This is a genomic window from Acidovorax sp. 69, assembly GCF_002797445.1.
GTDB lineage: Bacteria > Pseudomonadota > Gammaproteobacteria > Burkholderiales > Burkholderiaceae_C > Acidovorax.
The window spans coordinates 2,485,661-2,506,802 of sequence record NZ_PGEP01000001.1; the positions used below are offsets into that span (position 1 = coordinate 2,485,661).

Annotated in this window: 18 protein-coding genes; 9 read left to right on the forward strand and 9 right to left on the reverse strand. The window is 61.9% G+C overall.

The window, feature by feature from the left end:
- Positions 1 to 118 precede the first annotated feature (118 nt).
- On the forward strand, positions 119 to 2,410 hold the full coding sequence (locus CLU85_RS11375) for a penicillin-binding protein 1A (protein WP_100410357.1): 2,292 nt from the start codon (positions 119 to 121) through the stop codon (positions 2,408 to 2,410).
- Between the two features lie 41 nt (positions 2,411 to 2,451).
- Here CLU85_RS11375 and CLU85_RS11380 read toward each other — a convergent pair whose 3' ends face one another.
- Positions 2,452 to 3,003 carry an NUDIX hydrolase gene (locus CLU85_RS11380; protein ID WP_100410358.1) on the reverse strand — a complete coding sequence of 184 codons (552 nt, stop codon included), beginning with the start codon at positions 3,001 to 3,003 and terminating at the stop codon, positions 2,452 to 2,454.
- Between the two features lie 128 nt (positions 3,004 to 3,131).
- Entirely contained in the window at positions 3,132 to 3,827 is a 696-nt protein-coding gene (locus CLU85_RS11385) for a fumarylacetoacetate hydrolase family protein (RefSeq protein WP_100410359.1), read from the reverse strand.
- A gap of 97 nt (positions 3,828 to 3,924) precedes the next feature.
- On the opposite strand from CLU85_RS11385, the gene CLU85_RS11390 reads away from it, so the two are divergent.
- The 3 genes from CLU85_RS11390 to CLU85_RS11400 all read left to right on the forward strand — a co-directional run bounded on the left by CLU85_RS11390 (position 3,925) and on the right by CLU85_RS11400 (position 6,133).
- A complete protein-coding gene (locus tag CLU85_RS11390; RefSeq protein WP_100410360.1) occupies positions 3,925 to 4,380 on the forward strand; it encodes a MarR family winged helix-turn-helix transcriptional regulator in 456 nt (151 codons plus the stop codon).
- Between the two features lie 134 nt (positions 4,381 to 4,514).
- On the forward strand, positions 4,515 to 5,183 hold the full coding sequence (gene maiA, locus CLU85_RS11395; RefSeq protein ID WP_100410361.1) for a maleylacetoacetate isomerase: 669 nt from the start codon (positions 4,515 to 4,517) through the stop codon (positions 5,181 to 5,183).
- Complete coding sequence (locus CLU85_RS11400; RefSeq protein ID WP_232727793.1) at positions 5,183 to 6,133, forward strand: polyphenol oxidase family protein; 951 nt, start codon at positions 5,183 to 5,185, stop codon at positions 6,131 to 6,133. The genes maiA and CLU85_RS11400 overlap by 1 nt, the downstream gene beginning before the upstream one ends.
- On the opposite strand, the gene CLU85_RS11405 is transcribed toward CLU85_RS11400, so the two are convergent.
- Entirely contained in the window at positions 6,053 to 6,376 is a 324-nt protein-coding gene (locus CLU85_RS11405) for a hypothetical protein (protein ID WP_100410363.1), read from the reverse strand. The genes CLU85_RS11400 and CLU85_RS11405 overlap by 81 nt on opposite strands.
- A gap of 178 nt (positions 6,377 to 6,554) precedes the next feature.
- On the opposite strand from CLU85_RS11405, the gene CLU85_RS11410 reads away from it, so the two are divergent.
- The 5 genes from CLU85_RS11410 to phbB all read left to right on the forward strand — a co-directional run bounded on the left by CLU85_RS11410 (position 6,555) and on the right by phbB (position 13,014).
- The gene (locus tag CLU85_RS11410; RefSeq protein WP_100412493.1) at positions 6,555 to 8,255 is read left to right on the forward strand and encodes an alpha/beta hydrolase; all 1,701 of its coding nucleotides are present in this window, start codon (positions 6,555 to 6,557) and stop codon (positions 8,253 to 8,255) included.
- A gap of 70 nt (positions 8,256 to 8,325) precedes the next feature.
- Entirely contained in the window at positions 8,326 to 9,504 is a 1,179-nt protein-coding gene (locus CLU85_RS11415) for an acetyl-CoA C-acetyltransferase (protein ID WP_100410364.1), read from the forward strand.
- Between the two features lie 259 nt (positions 9,505 to 9,763).
- A complete protein-coding gene (locus tag CLU85_RS11420) occupies positions 9,764 to 11,155 on the forward strand; it encodes a methyl-accepting chemotaxis protein (protein ID WP_100410365.1) in 1,392 nt (463 codons plus the stop codon).
- A gap of 63 nt (positions 11,156 to 11,218) precedes the next feature.
- A complete protein-coding gene (locus tag CLU85_RS11425; RefSeq protein WP_100410366.1) occupies positions 11,219 to 12,001 on the forward strand; it encodes an EAL domain-containing protein in 783 nt (260 codons plus the stop codon).
- Between the two features lie 275 nt (positions 12,002 to 12,276).
- Positions 12,277 to 13,014: an acetoacetyl-CoA reductase gene (gene phbB, locus CLU85_RS11430; RefSeq protein WP_100410367.1), complete on the forward strand. Its 738-nt coding sequence runs from the start codon at positions 12,277 to 12,279 to the stop codon at positions 13,012 to 13,014.
- A gap of 500 nt (positions 13,015 to 13,514) precedes the next feature.
- On the opposite strand, the gene CLU85_RS11435 is transcribed toward phbB, so the two are convergent.
- The 6 genes from CLU85_RS11435 to dapC all read right to left on the reverse strand — a co-directional run bounded on the left by CLU85_RS11435 (position 13,515) and on the right by dapC (position 21,107).
- The gene (locus CLU85_RS11435; protein ID WP_100410368.1) at positions 13,515 to 15,554 is read right to left on the reverse strand and encodes an ABC-F family ATP-binding cassette domain-containing protein; all 2,040 of its coding nucleotides are present in this window, start codon (positions 15,552 to 15,554) and stop codon (positions 13,515 to 13,517) included.
- A gap of 99 nt (positions 15,555 to 15,653) precedes the next feature.
- Positions 15,654 to 16,589: a 50S ribosomal protein L3 N(5)-glutamine methyltransferase gene (gene prmB, locus CLU85_RS11440; RefSeq protein WP_100410369.1), complete on the reverse strand. Its 936-nt coding sequence runs from the start codon at positions 16,587 to 16,589 to the stop codon at positions 15,654 to 15,656.
- Entirely contained in the window at positions 16,586 to 17,779 is a 1,194-nt protein-coding gene (dapE, locus tag CLU85_RS11445) for a succinyl-diaminopimelate desuccinylase (RefSeq protein WP_100410370.1), read from the reverse strand. The genes prmB and dapE overlap by 4 nt, the downstream gene beginning before the upstream one ends.
- 26 nt (positions 17,780 to 17,805) lie before the next feature.
- On the reverse strand, positions 17,806 to 18,969 hold the full coding sequence (locus CLU85_RS11450; protein ID WP_100410371.1) for a PilT/PilU family type 4a pilus ATPase: 1,164 nt from the start codon (positions 18,967 to 18,969) through the stop codon (positions 17,806 to 17,808).
- Between the two features lie 71 nt (positions 18,970 to 19,040).
- Positions 19,041 to 19,874: a 2,3,4,5-tetrahydropyridine-2,6-dicarboxylate N-succinyltransferase gene (dapD, locus tag CLU85_RS11455; protein ID WP_100410372.1), complete on the reverse strand. Its 834-nt coding sequence runs from the start codon at positions 19,872 to 19,874 to the stop codon at positions 19,041 to 19,043.
- A 27-nt stretch (positions 19,875 to 19,901) separates the two neighbouring features.
- A complete protein-coding gene (dapC, locus tag CLU85_RS11460) occupies positions 19,902 to 21,107 on the reverse strand; it encodes a succinyldiaminopimelate transaminase (RefSeq protein WP_100410373.1) in 1,206 nt (401 codons plus the stop codon).
- Between the last annotated feature and the right edge of the window lie 35 nt (positions 21,108 to 21,142).

Below are 21,142 nucleotides of genomic sequence, written 5' to 3' on the forward strand. Positions count from 1 at the left end.
GGCCGTGGCACTCCATGCCTTCGCTCATTGCCCCGTCTCCATTCCCTTTCCTTCATGATCTGTCCCCGGTTAGACGGATTGGAAGCGACTCCCTAGCAATTCCCCTGGCGACCTATTGATGCACAAGTGGCTGTTTTTCATCCAGGCCCGCATGGCGGGCCTGCTGGCCTGGATTCCCCGGCCCATTCGGCGTTTGCTGCTGTGGGCCAGTGTGGCGGTACCCGCCGGCTTGCTGGTGTTCACCGTGGCACTCCTGCCTTTTACGCCTGGCATCAGTGACATCCGCAAGGCCAAAAGCGAGCTGCCCGCACAGCTCATGTCGGCCGATGGCAAGCTCCTGGCCGAATACCGCTGGGCCAACCGGGAGTGGGTGGAGCTGAGCGAGATATCCCCCAACGTGGTGAACGCGCTCATCGCGACCGAGGACCACCGTTTCTACGATCACTTCGGGCTGGACTGGCGGCGCACGGCCTCGTCGGTGCTGCTGACGCTGCGGGGTGACCCGCAAGGGGGCTCCACCATCACGCAGCAGCTCGCGCGCAACCTGTTCCCCGAAGAGATCGGCCGCTCGCGCACCCTCACGCGCAAGCTCAAGGAGGCGATCACGGCGCTCAAGATCGAGGCTTCGTACTCCAAGGATGAAATCCTGGAGACCTACCTCAACACCGTGCCGTTTCTGTACAACGCCTATGGCATCGAAATGGCAGCGCGCACCTATTTCGACAAGTCGGCCGACAAGCTCAACGTGTTGGAGAGCGCCACGCTGATTGGCATGCTCAAGGGCACGGCCTATTACAACCCGGTGCTGAACCCTGAGCGCGCGCGCGCCAGGCGCAACACCGTGCTTTCGCAGATGGTCAAGCGTGGCAAGCTCGACGCCAAGGAGTTTGAGACGCTGCAAAAGCGCCCCTTGCGTGTCAACTTTGAGCGCCAGACCGAGGTCATGGGCCCGGCGCCGCACTTTGCCATCCAGTTGCGCAAACAGCTGATTGACTGGGCTGATAGCAAAGGCTACAGCCTGTATTCCGATGGCCTGGTGATCCGCACCACCATCGACTCGCGCCTGCAGGCCTATGCGAACCAGGCGGTGGCGCGCCAGGGCCGGCAGCTGCAGGGCGTGGCTGATATCGCCTGGTCCCAGCGCAACGGCTGGGGGCCCAACAATGAGCTGGTGCAGACGCTGGTGCGCGAGAGCGCTGACTACCGTGCGGCCGTGGACAAGGGTCAGGAGCCCGACGAGACCCTCAAGGCCATGCTGGCGGACAGCGCCTTTATGGCCAGGTTGCGTTCCGAAAAGACACGTGTGCAGGCTGGTTTTCTGGCACAAGACCCGGTCACCGGCCATGTCCTGGCCTGGGTGGGCAGCCGCGATTTTGCCCAAGACCCGTTTGACCATGTGCAAGCGGCGCGGCGCCAACCGGGCTCCACCTTCAAGCCCTTTGTGTATGGCGCTGCATTTGCCAATGGCGCTTCGCCCGACGACACGCTGATGGACGAGGCCGTGGAAATCCCACTGGGTGGCGGTCGCGTGTGGCGCCCCACCGACGGTGGCGCACCCAGCGACCAGCCCATGAGCCTTGCTGATGGCCTGGCATTCTCCAAGAACACCATCACCGCGCAGGTCATGCAGCAGGTCGGCCCTGCCCGTGTGGCCGAAGTGGCGCGCGCCCTGGGTGTGCGCCAGTCGCCGCTGGAAGAAGTGCCCTCGCTCGCACTGGGCACCAGCCCGGTCACACTCAAGGAGATGATTTCGGCCTACAGCAGCATCGTGAATCTGGGCCGTTATGTGGAGCCCGTGATGATTACCAGCATTGAAGACCGCCACGGCAAGGTGCTGGAGACGTTTGCCAAGCCCACGCCCGAGGTGGTGTTCGACGGCCGTGCCGCGCAGACGCTGCGCAACACCATGCGTGGCGGTGTGGACCGGGGCACCGGGGCGGCCATCCGTTCGCGCTACGGTATCCAGGCCGATGTGGCAGGTAAGACCGGCACAACGCAGGACAACACCGACGGCTGGTTCATTCTCATGCATGCCCGCGTGGTGGCGGGTGCCTGGGCGGGCTTCAACGATGGCCGCATCACCTTGCGCAGCGACCACTGGGGGCAGGGCGCGCGCAGTGCTTTGCCCATGGTGGGCGATTTCATGCAGCAGGCGATTCGTACCAAAGCGATCAATGGCGGCGACCGTTTTGTGGATGAGTTCGTGGATGCACCTGCGCCACCGACCGATGGATCGCTGGGCAGCATGCGGGACTGGATACGGGGGCTGTTCCGCAGCGATCCACAAACAGCGCCATCACCGGGCAATCTGCAGCGCCCTGCGGGTGCGGGGGGGCTGCCCCCTGTGACAACAGACCCCGCCAATTCAATCAGCGCCCCCGTGCCCGCCGAGGAACGTGTGGGAGGCTGACGAGCGGTGCCGACTGCGCCCGGACCGCCATCGCCGCCGGGCTATTCAATGTCAATGAAGTGCATGCCCATGGTGCCGAGTTTGCGATCGGCAAAGTAACGCTCCAGCGTCTCCTTCACGGTACGGAATGCCAGCTCGTCCCAGGGGACTTCATCTTCGCTGAACAGCCGTGCCTCGATGGTTTCATACCCGGGGTTGAACTGGTCGCTCAGCAGCGTGGCCTGATAGAACAGGTGTACCTGGCCTACGCGCCGCACATTGAGCAGGCTGAACAGCGGGCCCATTTCAATCTGGGCACCCGCCTCTTCATCGGTCTCGCGCGCGGCGCCCTGGGCCGTGGTTTCGTCCAGCTCCATGAATCCTGCCGGCAGCGTCCATTTGCCCCAACGCGGCTCGATGTTGCGCTTGCACAGCAGGATGCGGCCATCGGCCATCGCGGGCACTGTGCCCACCACATTGAGCGGGTTTTCGTAATGCACCGTGTGGCAGGTGGGGCACACGGCGCGCTGCTTGGTGTCGCCGTCGTCGGGCAGGCGGTACACCACAGCGGTGCCACAGGCGCGGCAATGTTTGATGGGGCTGCGATAGGTCATGCAGTAGTTTTTAATCAAATAGGCTGAAGGCGCAGGTGGAATATGCGCCATAAGCTATAAATTACATAGCAATATATCCGCCGTGCAACGGGGGTTACCCCGCGGCTCTGCGAGATTGCAACGCGTTCCTACACCACCGTCAGGCGCAACGGCGTGAGGCCAGCCACGCCGCCTTCCAGCGTGTCGCCACGCACCACTGCGCCCACGCCTTCGGGCGTGCCGGTGTAGATCAGGTCGCCGGGCTGTAGCTCCCAGGCGGCCGACAGATGCTCGATGGTCTCGGCAATGTTCCAGATGAGCTGGGCCACGGTGCTGCGTTGTTTGTCGGCACCGTTGACCTGCAGCCAGATGGCTGCTTGTGCCACGTCGCCCGCCTGGGCGGCTGGGGTGATGGGGCCGATGGGGGCGCTGGCGTCAAAGCCCTTGCCGATGCACCAGGGACGGCCCTGTTTCTTCATGTCGTTTTGCAGGTCTCGGCGCGTCATGTCCAGGCCTACGGCGTAACCGTAGATGTGTGCCAGCGCATCCGCCGCCTTGATGTTCTTGCCACCTTTGCCGATGGCCACCACCAGTTCGATCTCATGGTGCAGGTTGGCCGTGAGGCTGGGGTAGGGCAGCTGTCCGGTTTCGCCCGCGTTGACGACCACGATGGCGTCAGCCGGTTTCATGAAGAAGAATGGTGGCTCGCGGCCGGTGAAGCCCATTTCCTTGGCGTGCTCTTCATAGTTGCGGCCCACGCAGTAAATGCGGTGCACGGGAAAGCGGTCGCTGCTGCCCACCACGGGCACGCTGGTCACCGGCGCGGGAGAAAACACGTAGCTCATGTCTGCCTTTCATTGGTCTTTGTTCGGTGGGGTTCGCACCCCGTGGCAGTGTGCCATGGGCGCGGCCTGCCTGCTGTAGGGAGCTACACTCGCGCCCATGGCAAAGAGCTTCGATTTCCACAACACGCCAGGCCACCTGGTGCGCCGTGCCCACCAGCGAACCGTGGCGCTTTTCATGGAAGAAACTGCGGGGTTTGACGTGACACCAGTGCAGTTCGCCATCCTGCACGAGCTACTGGCCCAGCCGGGTGAAGACCAGGTCACCCTCGCGTCACGCGTGGCATTTGACGCCGCAACGTCCGGGTCGGTGATCGGTCGCCTGGAGAAACGTGGCTGGATTCGCCGCGAGCCCGACACCCGCGACCGCCGCCGCAAGTTGTTGTGGATCACCCCTGAAGGCGAGGTGGCAGCCCTGCAGATGCGGGATGCCGCCCAGCGCGTGCAGGAGCGCCTGATGGCGCCACTCAATGCCCAGGAGCGCGACGATCTCATGGCCATGTTGTCCAAGGTCGTCTACAAACACCAGGATCCAGCGGGCACTTCGGGCGCCTGACTTCGGTCGGCGGCCCGGCAGCTATCCCGCTGCCTGATGCCTTGACGCGTCGATGCAGGGATGCGGGGCTCTTTGGTCGCTCGGCAGCCGCGTCCACACCGTTTCATACACCACCCCACCAAGGAATGGTTTCTATGCAGCTCTACAACTACTTTCGCTCTTCTGCTTCGTTCCGAGTGCGCATTGCATTGCAGATCAAAGGCCTGGCCTACGACTACCTGCCCGTGCACCTTGTCAAAGGCGAACACAAAAAACCCGAGTATTTGGGCCGTGTCGGCGATGCGCTGGTGCCCACGCTTGTGACCGATGGAGGCGCGGCGCTGTCTCAGTCCATGGCCATCATCGAGTATCTGGACGAAACCCATCCCACGCCGGCATTGCTGCCAGCCACCCCGCTGGCCCGTGCCCGCGTGCGTGCGCTGGCGCAGATGGTGGCCTGCGAGATCCATCCCATCAACAACCTGCGCGTGCTCAAGTACCTGGCACATGACCTGAAGGTGGATGAAGAGGCCAAGAATGCGTGGTACCGCCACTGGGTGCGCAGCGGCCTGGAGGCCTTTGAGCGCCAGCTGGAGCTGCTGGCGCAGGAGCGGTCCTCCCAGGGCATCGCGCCGTCGGTGCTGTGCTGGGGTGACACCCCGACCCTGGCCGACTGTTGCCTGGTGCCACAAATCTTCAACGCCCAACGCTTCAAGGTCAGCCTGGACGGCCTGCCACTCACGATGGGGGCGTTTGATGCCTGTATGGCATTGCCAGCGTTCCAGCAGGCTCAGCCATCGGCCTGCCCGGACAACGAAGTCTGATGACAGAACCACAGGGCCGCTCCGCACCCTTGAGGGATGTGGTCATGCCGGCTGGCGCTGACTGGCTGGTGCCAGACTGGCCCGCGCCGCCGGGCGTGTTTGCACTGTGCACTACCCGCACCGGTGGGGTCAGCCTGCCACCGTATGACAGCCTGAACCTGGGCACCCATGTGGGGGACGACCTCACCGCTGTAATGGCCAACCGGAAGGTCCTGGAGTCGGCCCTGCAGGCCCATACACCAGGCGCAAGGGCGGTTTTTTTGAACCAGGTCCACGGCGATGGTGTGGCTCTGCTGGATGGGCACCCTCCCAATGGCACCGAGGCAGATGCCTGCATGGCCATGGCCCCTGGCGCCGTTTGCACCATCATGGTGGCCGACTGCCTGCCAGTCCTCTTTGCCCATGCCTCTGGCCAGGCGGTGGCTGCGGCGCACGCGGGCTGGCGCGGGTTGGCGGGTTCCGGGGGGCAGGGTGTTCTGGAGTCTGTGTTGAAGAATTTTTGTGCTCAAGCGCCTGTTCCATCTGCGCCGTCAGCTATCAAATTGGAAGCAAGTGCAAGTCCAAATGAAGTCTCAGGCGCGCAGCCATATGTGCAGGCTGATGGAGACCCCTGTGGCATTGCTGAAGGCATGCTGGCCTGGCTCGGCCCCTGCATTGGTCCGCAGAACTTTGAGGTGGGCGCAGAGGTGTACGCTGCTTTTTGTAATGCAGACGCGGCAGCACAGGCTTGCTTTGTCGCCCGCGTGGGTGTTCCGGGCAAATTCCTGTGCGATCTGGCCGGCTTGGCACGGCTGCGGCTGCAGGCGCTGGGCATTACGCGCATCTACGGCAACAACAGCACGCCGGCGTGGTGCACCGTGACCAACACCTCACGGTTCTTTTCGCACCGGCGCGACAGCGCCTCCCTCGGCAGCAGCGGGCGATTCGCTGCCTGTATCTGGCGCGGCTGATCCATCGGGTGCGCGGGCCGTGGCCGGCTCCACGTCATAAGCGGCTTGCTCAGCAGCTTCGCGTGCCTTGATCTTGCGCTTGCGTGTCGGCGTGCCCAGGATGTACACCAAGATCCCCATGGGCAAGAGGCCATACAGCGCGAACGTGATGATGGCGCCCAGCACGGTGCCTTGAGGGCTGGTGGCTTCGGCCACCGCCATCATGAGGGTGACGTAGGTCCAGGCGATGACGATGAGGTACATTGGTTTGTGTCTACTGCAAGTGTGAGCGCTGGTTCAACGTTTTTTTGGAGTTCCAGAAAAACAGGGAACATGCTTCTGGTCCGTTGCCATGCACCGATGGGTCGGCAACAATGAACCCGAGAGATAAGTAAGCCAAGGTCTCCTGCCCCTGCGAGCGATCAACCATTGAGGAATGAGCATGAATTCTGAATCACCCTGGGCTGAGAGTGCTCAGCAGTTTCAACAGATTTTCGGGCAAAGCTGGTCGCAAGCGCTGCAATCGTTTCAGAAGATGGACCTGGGCGCGCAGCTGCCCGCAGCACCGGCCTTGAAACTCTCCCCGCCCAAGCTGCAAGCCTTGCAGCAGCAGTATCTGAAAGAGGCCCAGGAGCTATGGGCTCAGGGCCTGCAGGGCGCACCCGAGGTCAAAGACAAACGCTTTGTTGGCGAAGGCTGGGCCAGTAACCCGGTGGCTGCCTTTTCTGCTGCGGCTTACCTGCTCAATGCCCGCACCCTGATGGGGCTGGCCGACGCGGTGGAAGCCGACGAAAAGACCAAGGCCCGTATCCGTTTTGGCATCGATCAATGGATGGCCGCCATGGCGCCCAGCAATTTTCTGGCCTTCAATGCCGAAGCGCAGAAAAAAGCCATTGAAACCAAGGGCGAGAGCATTGCCAAAGGCATGCAGAACCTGCTGCACGACATCACGCAGGGCCATGTATCAATGACCGATGAGAGCCTGTTTGAAGTGGGGCGCAATGTAGCCACCACCGAAGGCATGGTGGTCTATGAAAACGAGTTGTTCCAGCTGCTCGAATACAAGCCGCTCACCGCCAAGGTGTACGAACGGCCTTTTCTTCTCGTGCCGCCGTGCATCAACAAGTTCTACATTCTCGACCTGCAGCCCGAGAACTCTCTCATTCGTTACGCCGTCAGCGAAGGCCATCGCACCTTTGTGGTGAGCTGGCGCAACCCGGACGACAGCCTGGCCCACAAAACCTGGGCCGACTATGTGGAAGACGGAGCCATGGCGGCCATCGATGTGGTGCAGAACATCACCGGCGCAGAGCAGATTAATGCGCTGGGTTTTTGCGTCGGCGGCACCATCCTCTCCAATGCGCTGGCGGTGTTGGCAGCGCGCGGCGACGAGCCCGTGGCCAGTGCCACCTTCCTCACCACGCTGATCGACTTCACCGACACGGGCATCCTGGACGTGTTCATTGATGAAGCCTTCGTCAAGTTCCGCGAGATGCAGATGGGCCAAGGCGGCCTCATGAAGGGGCAAGACCTCGCGTCCACCTTCAGTTTTCTGCGGCCCAACGACCTGGTGTGGAACTACGTGGTGGGTAACTACCTCAAGGGCGAAACACCGCCGCCGTTCGACCTGCTTTACTGGAACAGTGACAGCACCAACCTGCCAGGGCCGTTCTACGCCTGGTACCTGCGCAACTTTTATCTCGAAAACAACCTCGTCAAGCCGGGCAAGCTGACCGTGTGCGGCGAAAAGCTGGACCTGAACCGGCTCACACTGCCTGTCTACATCTATGGCTCTCGCGAGGACCATATCGTGCCCGCCACGGCGGCCTATGCGTCCACCCAGGTGCTACCGGGCAAGAAGCGGTTCGTGATGGGGGCTTCGGGCCATATCGCTGGCGTGATCAACCCGCCTGCAAAGGGCAAACGCAGCCACTGGACGCGCACCGATGGCAAGTTCCCCGCCACACTGGACCAATGGCTGGAGGGCGCCACCGAGCATCCCGGCAGCTGGTGGACCGACTGGTCGGGCTGGCTCAAGGGCCATGCGGGCAAACAGATCGCTGCGCCCAAAGGCTATGGCAAAGGCACAAAGTTCAAGGCTATCGAGCCTGCGCCGGGCAGCTACGTCAAGCAGAAATCCTGATACGCAAAAGTCCTGATATTCAGCACTGCGAGAATTACTCAGCAACTACCCCCAACCACAAGGACATTCCATGGAAGACATCGTCATCGTTTCGGCCGCTCGCACTGCTGTGGGCAAGTTTGGTGGTGCGTTGGCCAAGACGCCCGCCAGCGAGTTGGGCGCCATCGTGATCCGCGAAGCCATCGCGCGCGCAGGCCTGTCGTCCGACCAGATCGGCGAAGTCATCATGGGCCAGGTGCTGGCGGCGGGCGTGGGCCAAAACCCTGCGCGGCAGGCGTCCATGAAAGCCGGTGTGGCCAAGGAAACCCCGGCGCTCACCATCAACGCGGTGTGTGGCTCCGGCCTCAAGGCCGTGATGCTTGCAGCCCAGGCAGTGGCTTGGGGCGACAGCGAGATCGTCGTGGCTGGCGGTCAGGAAAGCATGAGCCTGGCCCCCCACGTGCTGCCCGGCTCCCGTGACGGCCAGCGCATGGGCGACTGGAAGCTCATCGACACCATGATCGTGGACGGCCTGTGGGACGTGTACAACCAGTACCACATGGGCATTACCGCCGAAAACGTGGCCAAGCAGTACGGCATCACCCGCGATATGCAGGACGCTCTGGCCTTGGGCAGCCAGCAAAAAGCCGCTGCCGCGCAGGATGCGGGCAAGTTTGCCGACGAAATCGTCGCCGTGAGCCTGGCGCAAAAGAAGGGTGACCCGATCCTCTTCAATGCCGATGAATACCTCAATCGAAAAACCAGTGCAGAGGCCTTGGCAGGGCTACGCCCCGCATTTGACAAGGCCGGCAGTGTCACAGCAGGCAACGCATCGGGGCTGAACGATGGCGCCGCCGCCGTGGTGGTGATGAGTGCCAAGAAGGCTGCAGCCCTGGGCCTCAAGCCGCTGGCCCGCATTGCCGCGTTCGGTACCAGTGGCCTGGACCCGGCCACCATGGGCATGGGTCCTGTGCCTGCATCGCGCAAAGCCCTGCAGCGCGCGGGCTGGAATGCCGCTGATGTGGATCTGTTCGAGTTGAACGAAGCTTTTGCAGCGCAAGCCTGCGCTGTGAACAAAGAGCTGGCCATCGACCCCGCCAAGGTCAATGTGAATGGTGGCGCCATCGCCATCGGCCACCCCATCGGCGCGTCTGGCTGCCGCATCCTGGTGACACTGCTGCATGAGATGCAGCGCCGTGACGCCAAGAAGGGCTTGGCGGCGTTGTGTATTGGCGGCGGCATGGGCGTGTCGTTGGCGCTGGAGCGCTAAGCCAGGGCCCAGTTTTGGGATGGTTGGAGTGATGCCCTTGCCGCGTTGTTGTTGATTGACGACGTTGCTGGCGACAGCGAAGAGGCCGCATGAAGATGCGGCTTTTTTTTGCCTAGCTTAAGGTTGCGAATAATTGGTCGTGAAATTACTCAATGGTTTAAAATTTATACATTCTGGTTAATTTTTGATCTCAATGTCTATTTTTTCTGCGCCCGCACCTGATTTTCCAGGGAGCGCCGGTGGCCCAAATCCTGGCGCCTTGCTGGGTGACCGCGTCATCCTGGCTGCCATTGGGCTGAGTTCGCTCGCGGCCATCGCCCTGGGCTTGCAATTTGTTGATTCGGTGCTCGCGTTGACCGCAGTGGTGGTGCTGGGCGCGATTGCCGTTGTGGCCTACGCTGTGGCTCCAGGCACCCTGGCGTCGCGTCTGGTGTTGTCGTTTGTGCAGGTCAGTCTGGTGGCGCTGCATATCCAGCTGGCCCGGGGCATGCTGGAGTTCCATTTCGGTGTGTTTGTGACGCTGGCGCTGCTGTTGGTGTACCTGGACTGGCGGCCCATTGTCTGGGCGGCTGCATTGTTTGCGGTGCACCATGTGGTGTTTGACCGTCTTCAGGCGGCGGGGGTCGGCCTGTACTGCATCACCACCCCCGACCTGGCCCAGGTGATGTTGCACGCGTTGTACGTGGTGATCCAGACGGTGCTGGAGGTCATCCTGGCCGTGAAGATGGGCCGTACGGCGCAGGAATCTGCCGAGCTGCAGCGCCTGACCGCGTCGCTGGCGCATGGCGACCGCATCATGCTGGACATGTCGCACATGACCGTGCGCACGCCAGGCGGGCGAGCGCTCAAGGAGGCTTTGGTCCGGATGCACGAGACCGTAGCCACCGTGCAGCAGGCCGCAGCTGGCATGGCCGTGGCGTGCGAAGAAATTGCCAGCGGAGCGCAGGACCTGTCTGTACGCACCGAACATGCAGCCGGTAGTTTGCAAGCCACGTCTGCCAGCATGGAGCAGTTGACAGGAACCGTGGGGCAGACAGCCGCTGCGTCGGCCCAGGCCAATACGCTGGCGGTGTCGGCTGCGGGCGTAGCCCAGCGTGGGGGTGAGGTGGTGGGCCAGGTGGTCCGCACCATGCGCGATATCAACGAGGGCTCGGCCAGGATTGCTGACATCACGGGCGTGATTGACTCCATCGCGTTCCAGACCAATATCCTTGCGCTTAACGCTGCGGTGGAGGCGGCACGTGCCGGAGAACAGGGGCGCGGGTTTGCGGTGGTGGCTACCGAAGTACGCGGGCTTGCCCAGCGCTCGGCGCAGGCTGCGCGCGAGATATCGGGCCTGATCAGCGCATCGGTGCAAAAGGCGTCGCAGGGCGGGCAACTGGCTGATGATGCGGGCCGCACCATGGCCGAGATCGTGGGGTCGGTCCAGCGTGTCAGCGCGATGATGGGCGAGATCCATACTGCCGCGAGGGACCAGTCTTCGGGCATAGCCCAGGTCAACCAGTCGGTCGGCCTGCTCGACCAGATGACGCAGCAAAATGCCGCGCTCGTCGAGGAGTCTGCTGCCGCTGCCGCCACCCTCAAAGGCCAGGCCGACCGGCTGGCCGAGGCGGTGGCGGTCTTTGTGCTCCAGGCGCAGACGCCGCGTTAGGGCCATGGGCTCCGTAGCACTCCGAGGCTGCGGCTTTGGAATGATGCGTTACCATGTTTTCCCATGACAGCGACCATTTTTGCCCAACCCTTCGAACCTGTAGGCTGCCAATCCTGTCGCGACAAGACGCAGCTTCCGTTCGATTTCACGATGGCGTTCCAGCCCATCATGGACCTGGGGTTGGATCGCCCGTTTGCCTACGAGGCGCTGGTGCGCGGCGTGGATGGCGAGTCGGCCGGGACGGTGCTGTCGTGGGTGGATGACACAAACCGCTACCGGTTTGACCAGGCGTGCCGGGTGAAGGCGATTGAACTGGCGTCGCGCCTGGCGCTTGCGAGCCTGCCGGACTGCAGGCTGAGCATCAACTTCTTGCCCAATGCGGTGTACCGGCCCGAGACGTGCATCCGCGCCACCATGGAGGCGGCCGAGGAGTTCGACTTTCCGCACAACCGCATCATGTTCGAGGTGACGGAGGGCGAGCAGGTCACCAACGGCGCACACCTCAAATCCATCTTCAACGAGTACCGACGCCAGGGCCTCATCACGGCCATCGACGACTTTGGTGCGGGTTACGCGGGGTTGAACATGCTGGTGCAATTCCAGCCGCACGTGCTCAAGATCGACATGGAGCTGATCCGCAACATTGACCAGGACCCCGTGCGGCAGGCGATTGTGTGTGGCATTGCACTGGTTTGCCAGCGCTTGTCCATTGACATCGTGGCCGAGGGCATCGAAACCGCAGCGGAGTCCGCCTATTTGCGATCGGTGGGCATCCGCTATCAGCAAGGCTATCTGTTTGCCAAGCCGGGCTGGGAATCGCTGCCGCTGGCACCAAGCCACGCTTGATCCTCAACGGCCAGATCGCAAGACTGGCTACGCCACCCCAAGCGCACCCACTGTACTGACGGGGTGCAGCTGCGCCTTTTCGCTGAACCGCTGCCCGAACTGAGTGCGCGCGACGGCACCAATGCGGGGACCTGTCGGTAAGCACCCATTGCGTCAGCGGTGTGACGCACGTGGATGTATCAAAAAGGAAAGGGCTTCAGTGTTTTCCTTCAAGGCGGGGCTTGATTTCTTCGGTAGAGTGGGTGCTGAGCAAATCACTAACAAGGAGAAATCACATGAGCCAGAAAGTCGCGTACGTCACCGGCGGTATGGGTGGTATTGGTACCGCCATTTGCCAGCGCCTGCACAAGGAGGGTTTCAAGGTCATCGCTGGCTGCGGTCCTACCCGTGATCACGCCAAGTGGCTGGCAGAACAAAAGGCCCAGGGCTTCACGTTCTATGCATCGGTGGGCAATGTGGGCGACTGGGACTCGACCGTCGAAGCCTTTGGCAAGACCAAGGCCGAGCACGGAACCGTCGATGTGCTGGTGAACAACGCCGGCATTACGCGCGACAGGATGTTCCTCAAAATGTCGCGTGAAGACTGGGATGCGGTGATTGAAACCAACCTCAACAGCATGTTCAATGTCACCAAGCAGGTGGTGTCCGACATGGTGGAAAAGGGCTGGGGCCGCATCGTCAACATCAGCTCGGTGAATGGTGAAAAAGGCCAGGCGGGTCAGACCAACTACTCTGCGGCCAAGGCGGGTATGCATGGTTTCTCCATGGCCCTGGCGCAAGAACTGGCCACCAAAGGCGTGACGGTGAACACCGTGAGCCCCGGCTACATCGGCACCGACATGGTCAAGGCGATCCGTCCCGATGTACTCGAAAAGATCGTGGCCACGGTGCCGGTCAAGCGCCTGGGCGAGCCGAGTGAAATCGCGTCGATCATTGCCTGGCTGGCTTCGGAAGAAGGCGGCTACGCAACCGGCGCTGATTTCTCGGTCAACGGCGGCTTGCACATGGGTTGATGCCTTGGGCCAAACAGGCCCTCATCAGCCTTTGGAAAAACAAAAACCCCGCAATGCGGGGTTTTTTGTTGGGAGGAGCAAGAGGGAAGGGGCTGCCGGGAACCTTTCTTCGGTCAGATCAGGCAATGGGCCATACGATAAAAATACTAGACATACATTGGTACGTTTCGTGCTTTACGGTGTTGGCGGGCACTGAGTGAACCTGCGAATGAAGATGACGGGCTGCCGCGCCTTCAGAAGCGGGCCGGGGAGCGCTTGCGATCGCGTTCGTCTTCGGGCCAAGCGGACAAAATTGCGGTGGTATTCATACTGAAAAACTCCTGTGATGTACCAACAACGCGGTCAATACACAGTCCGTTGACAGCGTTTCGCAAAAAAATGCAACCGCAAGTGCCCCTATGTTTACAATCTAATTTGCTATCTAATTAGAAGCATTAACCGCTTTGCTACAAAGCGATTAAGCCTAAAAACGATGGCGTCCTTTACAGGAATTTACACCTTTAGCTGGCGACGGCCACCGAAATTTCTTCGAGCGCAGAAGAAATTTCCAGCCAGCGCTCCTCCAGTCGGGCCGTTTCGTCACTGCCTGCCTTCAGGCGTCGACCGCACTCGGCAATCTCGGCGGAGGGCAGAGGCTCGGTCAACTTTTGCTCCAGCGCGGACCGCTCGGCCGCCAAAACCGCCAAACGCTTGTCGATCTGCTCCAGCTCGTTCTTGAGGGGTCGGGTCTTTTCCGCCTGTTGCTGGCGTGCCTGGGCATCGACCTTGCGCTGCTCGCGCCCATCCCGTGACGGTGATGCCGCAGGAGCGGGCGCGGGCACTGGAACGGCGATAGGGGCTGGATCTGCCACCGGCACCGGCGCAGCGGTCGCTTGCGATCCGGATGACATCTGGGCCTGCTCGGCGAGGCGCGCTTCTTCACGCAGGCGCTTGGATTCTTCGAGCAAATAGCGCTGGTAATCGTCCAGATCGCCATCAAAGGGCCCTACGACACCCCGGCCCACCATCCAGAAGTCCTCGCAGACCGAACGCAGCAGCGCGCGGTCGTGGCTGACCAGCATGACGGTGCCATCGAAGTCGTTGAGGGCCATGGCCAGGGCCTCGCGTGTTGCCAAATCCAAGTGGTTGGTTGGCTCGTCCAGCAGCAGCAGGTTGGGGCGCTGCCAGACGATCATGGCGAGCACCAGGCGGGCCTTTTCGCCGCCACTCATGGTGCCTACGGCCTGCTTGACCATGTCGCCCGTGAAGTTGAAGCTACCCAGGTAGCTGCGCAGGTCCTGCTCGCGGCTCGGCTGTTTGGCGTCGGGGCCCAGCTCCTTGGCCAAGCGGATCATGTGCTCCAGCGGGTTGTCGGCCGGGCGCAGCACGTCCAGTTCTTGCTGGGCAAAGTAGCCGATGTTCAAGCCCTTGCCTTCGGTCACATTGCCGCCCAGGGGCTTCATGGTGCGCGCAATGGTTTTGACCAGGGTGGACTTGCCCTGACCGTTGGCGCCCAGGATGCCGATGCGTTGGCCTGCCAGCACCGAGCGGTTGACGCCCGTGAGGATGGTGGTGGGCACGCCCTCGTCATCCACGTAGCCAAACGATGCATCGCTGATCGCCAGCATCGGATTGGGCAGGTTGGCGGGTTCCTTGAATTCGAAAGTGAAATCGGCCTCGGCCAGAACGGGGGCGAGTTTCTCCATGCGATCGAGCTGTTTGACGCGGCTTTGTGCCTGTTTGGCCTTGCTGGCCTTGGCCTTGAAGCGGTCGATGAACTTCTGCAGGTGGGCCATTTTCTCTTGCTGCTTGGAGAAACTGGCTTGTTGCAGCTCCAACTGCTGGGCGCGCAATTCTTCAAACTTGCTGTAGTTGCCACCATAGCGGTTCAACTCGCCTTGCTGGATTTGCAGGGTGACGTTGGTGATGGCATCCAGAAACTCGCGGTCATGGCTGATCACGATCATGGTGCCCGCGTACCGCTTAAGCCAGGCTTCGAGCCACACCAGTGCGTCCAAGTCCAAGTGGTTGGTGGGCTCGTCCAGCAGCAAAAGGTCGCTCGGGCACATCAGTGCGCGTGCCAGTTGCAGGCGCATGCGCCAGCCACCCGAGAAGCTGTTGACCGGGTGTTCCAGCTCGCTCACGCGAAAACCCAGGCCCAGAATGAGCGCCTGTGCACGTGCGACCGCATCATGGGCACCGGCGTCATGAAGGTCCGAATAGGCATGGGCGATGGCCATGCCGTCGTCGCTGGCCTCCGCTTCTGCCAGCTGACGCTGTACCTCGGCCAGGCGCGTGTCACCTTCGAGCACAAACTCGGTGGCCGACTGGTCGGTTTCCGGCATGTTTTGCGCGACCTCGGCCATGCGCCAGCTTGCGGGGATATAAAAATCTCCACCGTCTTCATGCAGCTTGCCGCTCAAAAGCGCAAACAGGCTGGATTTGCCCGCACCGTTGCGGCCCACAAGCCCGACGTTTTCGCCGGGGTTGATGGTGCCGGAGATATTGTCGAGCACAACTTTGGCGCCTCGCCGCAAGGTGACGTTTTTAAGGGTGATCATTCGGAGTTCAGAAAAAAGCGCACCCGCGCGAGGCGGGTGGCTGGAAAAAACTGGAGCCAGTGCCTTTGCCGCCGAGGCAAAAGGCTGTGGCGAAACCCTCTATTGTGCCGTGAGCCGGGATTGGGCGGTCAAAGCTTGCCGAGTGACCAGTAAAACCTGGTCTTCGCCGGCACTGGTATCGAGCCAGAATACGGGCAGTTGAGGGAAGGCGGCCTCAAAGTGGGCGCGTTCGTTGCCGATCTCCAGCACGATCACTGCATCCTCATTCATACAGGTGGGCGCAGCGGCAAACAACCGGCGCACGAAGTCCATGCCATCGTTGCCGCCCGCCAGCGCAAGCTCGGGCTCGGCTTTGTATTCCGCTGGCAAAACAGCCATGCTGGCCGCATTCACATACGGCGGGTTGCACAGGATCAGATCCCACGGGCCGGGCAGGGCGTCGAGGCCATCCGAGATTTGCAACTGGATGCGATCCTGCAGGCTGTGCTTGTCCACGTTGATGCGCGCCACAGCGAGAGCGTCTGCAGAGATGTCGGCACCCGTCACCTGTACCTCGGGCCAGGCCATGGCGGCCAGCACGGCCAGGCTTCCGTTGCCCGTGCACAGGTCTAGCACCTGGTGCGTGTGGTCGCTCAGGTACTCGTCTGCACCGCCATCGGTCAGCAACTCAGCAATGAAGCTGCGCGGCACAATGGCTCGCTCATCGACATAAAACGGCACCCCTTGCAGCCAGGCCTCTTGTGTGAGGTATGCGGCAGGTTTGCGGGTACGAATTCGTTCTTCGAAAAGTGTAGCAACCAGCGCTTTATCTGCGGGCGCTACAGCCTGATTGGCTATTGAGTCCGGGGCCTGCGACAGATCGCTGTCCAGCGGCAAACCCAGACGCCACAGGACAAGCCAGGTGGCCTCGTCATGCGCGTTGGTGGTGCCATGGCCAAAAGAAACACCGGCAGAGGTCAGGCACTGCGCACCGGACTCCACCAGGGCACGCACAGTGTCGCCCGTTGGCGTGAGGGGCTGTTGCTGCGCGCTCATGCCGACACCTTGCCCGACGCGACGGCCTGCATCTGCAGATTTTCCAGCGTGCGGCGGTAAATGTTTTTGAGTGGCTCGATGTCCGCCACCACCACATGCTCGTCGATCTTGTGGATGCTGGCATTGGGGGGGCCCAGTTCGATCACCTGCGGGCACACCTGGGCGATGAAGCGGCCATCGCTGGTTCCGCCAGTGGTGGAGAGTTCGGTGGTCAGCCCGGTTTCGGCGTTGATGGCCTGCTGTACCGCGCTGACCAGCTCGCCAGGGGTGGTCAGGAAGGGTTGCCCCCCCAGCGTCCAGCGCAGGTCGTACTCCAGACCGTGACGGTCCAGTAGCGCGTGAACACGCTGCTGCAGTCCTTCGGCGGTTGATTCCGTGGAGAAGCGGAAGTTGAAGTCAATCACCACCTCGCCAGGGATCACATTGGTGGCGCCGGTGCCTCCGTGCACGTTGCTGATTTGCCAGCTGGTGGGCGGGAAGAAGGCATTGCCGTTGTCCCACAGCGTGGTCGCCAGCTCAGCCAGCGCCGGCAGGGCCTGGTGAATGGGGTTGCGTGCCAGCTGCGGGTAGGCGATGTGGCCCTGGATGCCGCGCACGGTGAGCTTGCCGCTGAGCGTGCCGCGCCGGCCGTTCTTGATCATGTCGCCCGTTTTTTCGACAGAAGTGGGCTCGCCCACGATGCAGTAGTCGAGTTGCTCGCCACGCGCTTTGAGCTGCTCGATCACGACCTTGGTGCCATCCACCGAAGGGCCTTCTTCATCACTGGTCAAAAGAAAAGCCAACTGAACCAGCGGCTCGGGCGTGGCCGCAAGAAATTCTTCTACTGCCACCACAAAGGCGGCAATCGAGGTCTTCATGTCGCTTGCGCCACGGCCGTAGAGCTTGCCGTCCCTGTGGGTGGGCACGAACGGATCGCTGCTCCATTGCGCCAACGGTCCGGTAGGCACCACATCGGTATGGCCAGCAAACACTACTGTTTTGATAGCTGCTTGTGCATGTGATGCCTGCGCTACAGGCCGTTTTGCCCACAAATTGCTGACGCGGAAGTCCGCGGGGCCGCTGTCCAGTCGCTCGCACACAAAACCCAAGGGTGCCAGTCGACTGGCCAGCAGATCGAGGCAGCCCGCATCCTCGGGCGTGATGGAGGGAAGGGAGATGAGCTGTTCGGCCAGGTGCAGGGTGCGGGACATCGGGTCTGAATAAAGGGGAGAAAAGGTCAAGCGGCGGGCTTGACGTCGAGCACGATCTCGGTGAACGAAGGCTGATCGTCGGGCGCATCACGGGCTTCCTTCTGCGCCTTGGCCGCATTGGCTGCCAGGGAGAAGTCGTTTTGCAGACGCCACATGAGGTTGGTGGGCGAATCGGCGTAGGCCAGGCCTTCCTTGCGGTCGATCTTGGATTCCATGATCAGGTGGGCCAGCGCCTCTTCGAAGGTCTGAGAGCCTTCGGCCATGGATTTTTCCATGGCTTCTTTCACGCCACCGAAGTCGCCTTTTTCGACCAGCTCGGACACCAGCTTGGAGTTGAGCATGACTTCGACCGCTGGCACGCGACCACCATCGGATTTGCGAACCAGCCGTTGCGATACAACGGCCTTGAGTGCGGAGGCCAGGTCACCCAGCATGGTGGGGCGCACTTCGACGGGGTAGAACGACAGAACGCGGTTGAGCGCGTGGTAGCTATTGTTGCCGTGCAGCGTGGCCAGGCACAGGTGGCCCGACTGGGCATACGCAATAGCGGCAGACATGGTCTCGCGGTCGCGGATTTCGCCGATCAGAATCACGTCAGGGGCCTGGCGCAGCGCGTTCTTCAGGGCCGTTTGCAGCGACTGTGTATCGCTGCCGATCTCGCGCTGGTTGACGATGGATTTCTTGTTCTTGAACTGGTACTCAACCGGGTCTTCAATGGTGAGAATGTGGCCCGTGAGGGCTTCATTGCGGGTATCGATCATCGATGCCAGCGTGGTGCTTTTGCCTGAGCCCGTGGCACCAACCACCAGGATGAGCCCACGCTTTTCCATGATCAGGTCGCGCAGTACCGGTGGCAAACCCAGGGAGTTGAACTCCGGAATCTGCTGCGAGATAAAGCGGATCACCACCGCATAGCTGCCACGTTGGCGCATGGCGCTGACACGGAAGCGGCCTACGCCGCTCAGTGGCACACCCATGTTGAGTTCGCCGGTTTCTTCCAGCTCTTCGATGCGGTCTGGGGGCACCACTTCGGACAACAGATTGCGGGGAGCGTCGGGCGGCAGGATCTGGTTGTTGATCGGCACGCATTCGCCGTTGATCTTGATCAGCGCCGGGGCGTTGGCCGACAGATAGACGTCGGAGGCCTTTTTCTCCGCCATCAGGCGAAGAATTCGTTCCATCGTACTCATGGTGTTTCCCTCTTGTTCTCGGTATCTGTCGGTGGGACAGGCGGTGGTGCCTGCCCCGGTTATCGCGTCAATCAGTCGCGCAGCAGATCGTTGATGCTGGTCTTGGAGCGCGTCTGTGCATCTACCTGCTTGACGATGATGGCGGCATACATGCTGTAAGGCGCGCCATTGGCCGCGGTCTTGGGCAGGTTGCCGCTGACCACCACCGAACCCGAAGGCACGCGGCCGTAGCTGATTTCACCTGTGGCGCGGTTGAAGATCGGGGTGCTCTGGCCCAGGTACACGCCCATGCCAAGCACCGAGTTTTCTTCGACGACCACGCCTTCGACCACTTCGGAGCGGGCGCCGATGAAGCAGTTGTCTTCAATGATGGTGGGGCCTGCCTGCAGCGGTTCCAGCACGCCGCCGATGCCCACGCCACCCGACAGGTGGACGTTGGCGCCGATCTGGGCGCAGGAGCCCACGGTGGCCCAGGTATCGACCATGGTGCCCTCGCCCACATAGGCGCCGATGTTCACGTAAGACGGCATCAGAATCGCGCCCTTGGCGATGAAGCTGCCACGGCGGGCCACGGCAGGAGGCACGACGCGAACGCCGGTGGCCTTCATTTCTTCTTCGGACAGGTGCGCAAACTTGGTCTGCACCTTGTCGTAGAAGCCCAGGTCGCCAGCCTTGACGACTTCATTGTCCTTCAGGCGGAACGACAGCAGCACGGCCTTCTTGATCCACTGGTGCACCGTCCACTGACCCACACCTTCGCGGGTGGCAACGCGCAGCTTGCCGTTGTTCAACTCGGCGATCACGTGCTCGACAGCGTCCTGTATTTCCTTGGGGGCGGCTGCGGGCGAGAGGCTGGTGCGGTTGTCCCAGGCGTTGTCGATGAGGGTTTGCAGTTGTTGGGTCATGTTGTTGTCAGTCTCTATGTCTGTCTATCAGGCAGTACGGGATTGGATGAATTGCACGATGCGCAGTGCGGCTTCCACGCATTCTTCGGTTTCGGCCACCAGGGCCATGCGCACGCGCTGGGCGCCGGGGTTGCTGCCCTGGGCCTCGCGGGCCAGGTAGCTGCCGGGGAGCACGGTGACATTGTATTGAGCCAGGAGCGCCCGCGCGAACTCGGCATCATCCATGCCCAGCGCTTCGGGGACCTTGGCCCACAGGTAAAAACCAGCATCCGGCAAGGAGACTTCCATGACACCTGCCAGCAGCGGCGTGACCTGGGCGAACTTCTTGCGGTAGCGTGCGCGGTTTTCCACCACATGCTGTTCGTCGCCCCAGGCGGCAATGCTGGCGGCCTGGATGACGGGGCTCATGGCGCTGCCGTGGTAGGTTCGGTACAGCAAAAATGCCTTGATCAGCGCCGCATCGCCGGCCACAAAGCCGCTGCGCATGCCGGGCACATTGCTGCGCTTTGACAGGCTGGTAAAGGCCATCAGGTTCTTGTAGTCGCTGCGGCCCAGCTGGGCCGCAGCCTGCAGGCCGCCCAGCGGGGGCTCGTCGCGGAAGTAGATCTCGCTGTAGCACTCGTCCGAGGCGATCACAAAACCAAAGCGGTCGCTCAGCGCAAAAAGCTTCTGCCATTCGCTCATCGGCATGACAGCGCCGGTGGGGTTTCCAGGGGAGCACACAAACAGCAGTTGCGTGCGCTCCCACACACTGTCTGGCACCGTGTCCCAGTTCACCGCGAAGTTCCGGGCAGGATCACTGGGGGCGTAGTAGGGCTGGGCACCCGCCAGCAGCGCGGCGCCTTCATAGATTTGATAGAACGGGTTGGGGCACACCACCAGCGCTTGTCCCCGGGATGGGTCGATGACCGTCTGGGCAAACGAGAACAGCGCTTCGCGCGAGCCGTTCACTGGCAGTACCTGGGTGCCTGGGTCTAGCGCCAATGCGTAGCGCTGTTGCAGCCAGAGGGTGAACGCTTCGCGCAGCTTGGGTTCGCCCGCCGTGGCGGGGTAACTGGACAAGCCGCCAAGATTGTTACAAAGTGCATCTTTGATGAATGGGGGCGTAGGATGGCGCGGTTCGCCCATGCCCAGGCTGATGGGGCTGTAGGCCGCAGGGGGTGTCACCCCCGCAAAGAGCTGTCGCAGCCGCTCGAACGGGTAGGGCTGGAGGTGGGAAAGCAGGGGGTTCATGGAGCGACATTATGGGCGAATGGCACTGGTGAAGA

Bases quoted from the DNA above. Each gene is read 5' to 3' on its own strand.
- CLU85_RS11375 (WP_100410357.1), top strand. From the start codon at position 119: ATGCACAAGTGGCTGTTTTTCATCCAGGCCCGCATGGCGGGCCTGCTG.
- CLU85_RS11380 (WP_100410358.1), bottom strand. From the start codon at position 3,003: ATGACCTATCGCAGCCCCATCAAACATTGCCGCGCCTGTGGCACCGCT.
- CLU85_RS11385 (WP_100410359.1), bottom strand. From the start codon at position 3,827: ATGAGCTACGTGTTTTCTCCCGCGCCGGTGACCAGCGTGCCCGTGGTG.
- CLU85_RS11390 (WP_100410360.1), top strand. From the start codon at position 3,925: ATGGCAAAGAGCTTCGATTTCCACAACACGCCAGGCCACCTGGTGCGC.
- maiA (WP_100410361.1), top strand. From the start codon at position 4,515: ATGCAGCTCTACAACTACTTTCGCTCTTCTGCTTCGTTCCGAGTGCGC.
- CLU85_RS11400 (WP_232727793.1), top strand. From the start codon at position 5,183: ATGACAGAACCACAGGGCCGCTCCGCACCCTTGAGGGATGTGGTCATG.
- CLU85_RS11405 (WP_100410363.1), bottom strand. From the start codon at position 6,376: ATGTACCTCATCGTCATCGCCTGGACCTACGTCACCCTCATGATGGCG.
- CLU85_RS11410 (WP_100412493.1), top strand. From the start codon at position 6,555: ATGAATTCTGAATCACCCTGGGCTGAGAGTGCTCAGCAGTTTCAACAG.
- CLU85_RS11415 (WP_100410364.1), top strand. From the start codon at position 8,326: ATGGAAGACATCGTCATCGTTTCGGCCGCTCGCACTGCTGTGGGCAAG.
- CLU85_RS11425 (WP_100410366.1), top strand. From the start codon at position 11,219: ATGACAGCGACCATTTTTGCCCAACCCTTCGAACCTGTAGGCTGCCAA.
- phbB (WP_100410367.1), top strand. From the start codon at position 12,277: ATGAGCCAGAAAGTCGCGTACGTCACCGGCGGTATGGGTGGTATTGGT.
- CLU85_RS11435 (WP_100410368.1), bottom strand. From the start codon at position 15,554: ATGATCACCCTTAAAAACGTCACCTTGCGGCGAGGCGCCAAAGTTGTG.
- prmB (WP_100410369.1), bottom strand. From the start codon at position 16,589: ATGAGCGCGCAGCAACAGCCCCTCACGCCAACGGGCGACACTGTGCGT.
- dapE (WP_100410370.1), bottom strand. From the start codon at position 17,779: ATGTCCCGCACCCTGCACCTGGCCGAACAGCTCATCTCCCTTCCCTCC.
- CLU85_RS11450 (WP_100410371.1), bottom strand. From the start codon at position 18,969: ATGAGTACGATGGAACGAATTCTTCGCCTGATGGCGGAGAAAAAGGCC.
- dapD (WP_100410372.1), bottom strand. From the start codon at position 19,874: ATGACCCAACAACTGCAAACCCTCATCGACAACGCCTGGGACAACCGC.
- dapC (WP_100410373.1), bottom strand. From the start codon at position 21,107: ATGAACCCCCTGCTTTCCCACCTCCAGCCCTACCCGTTCGAGCGGCTG.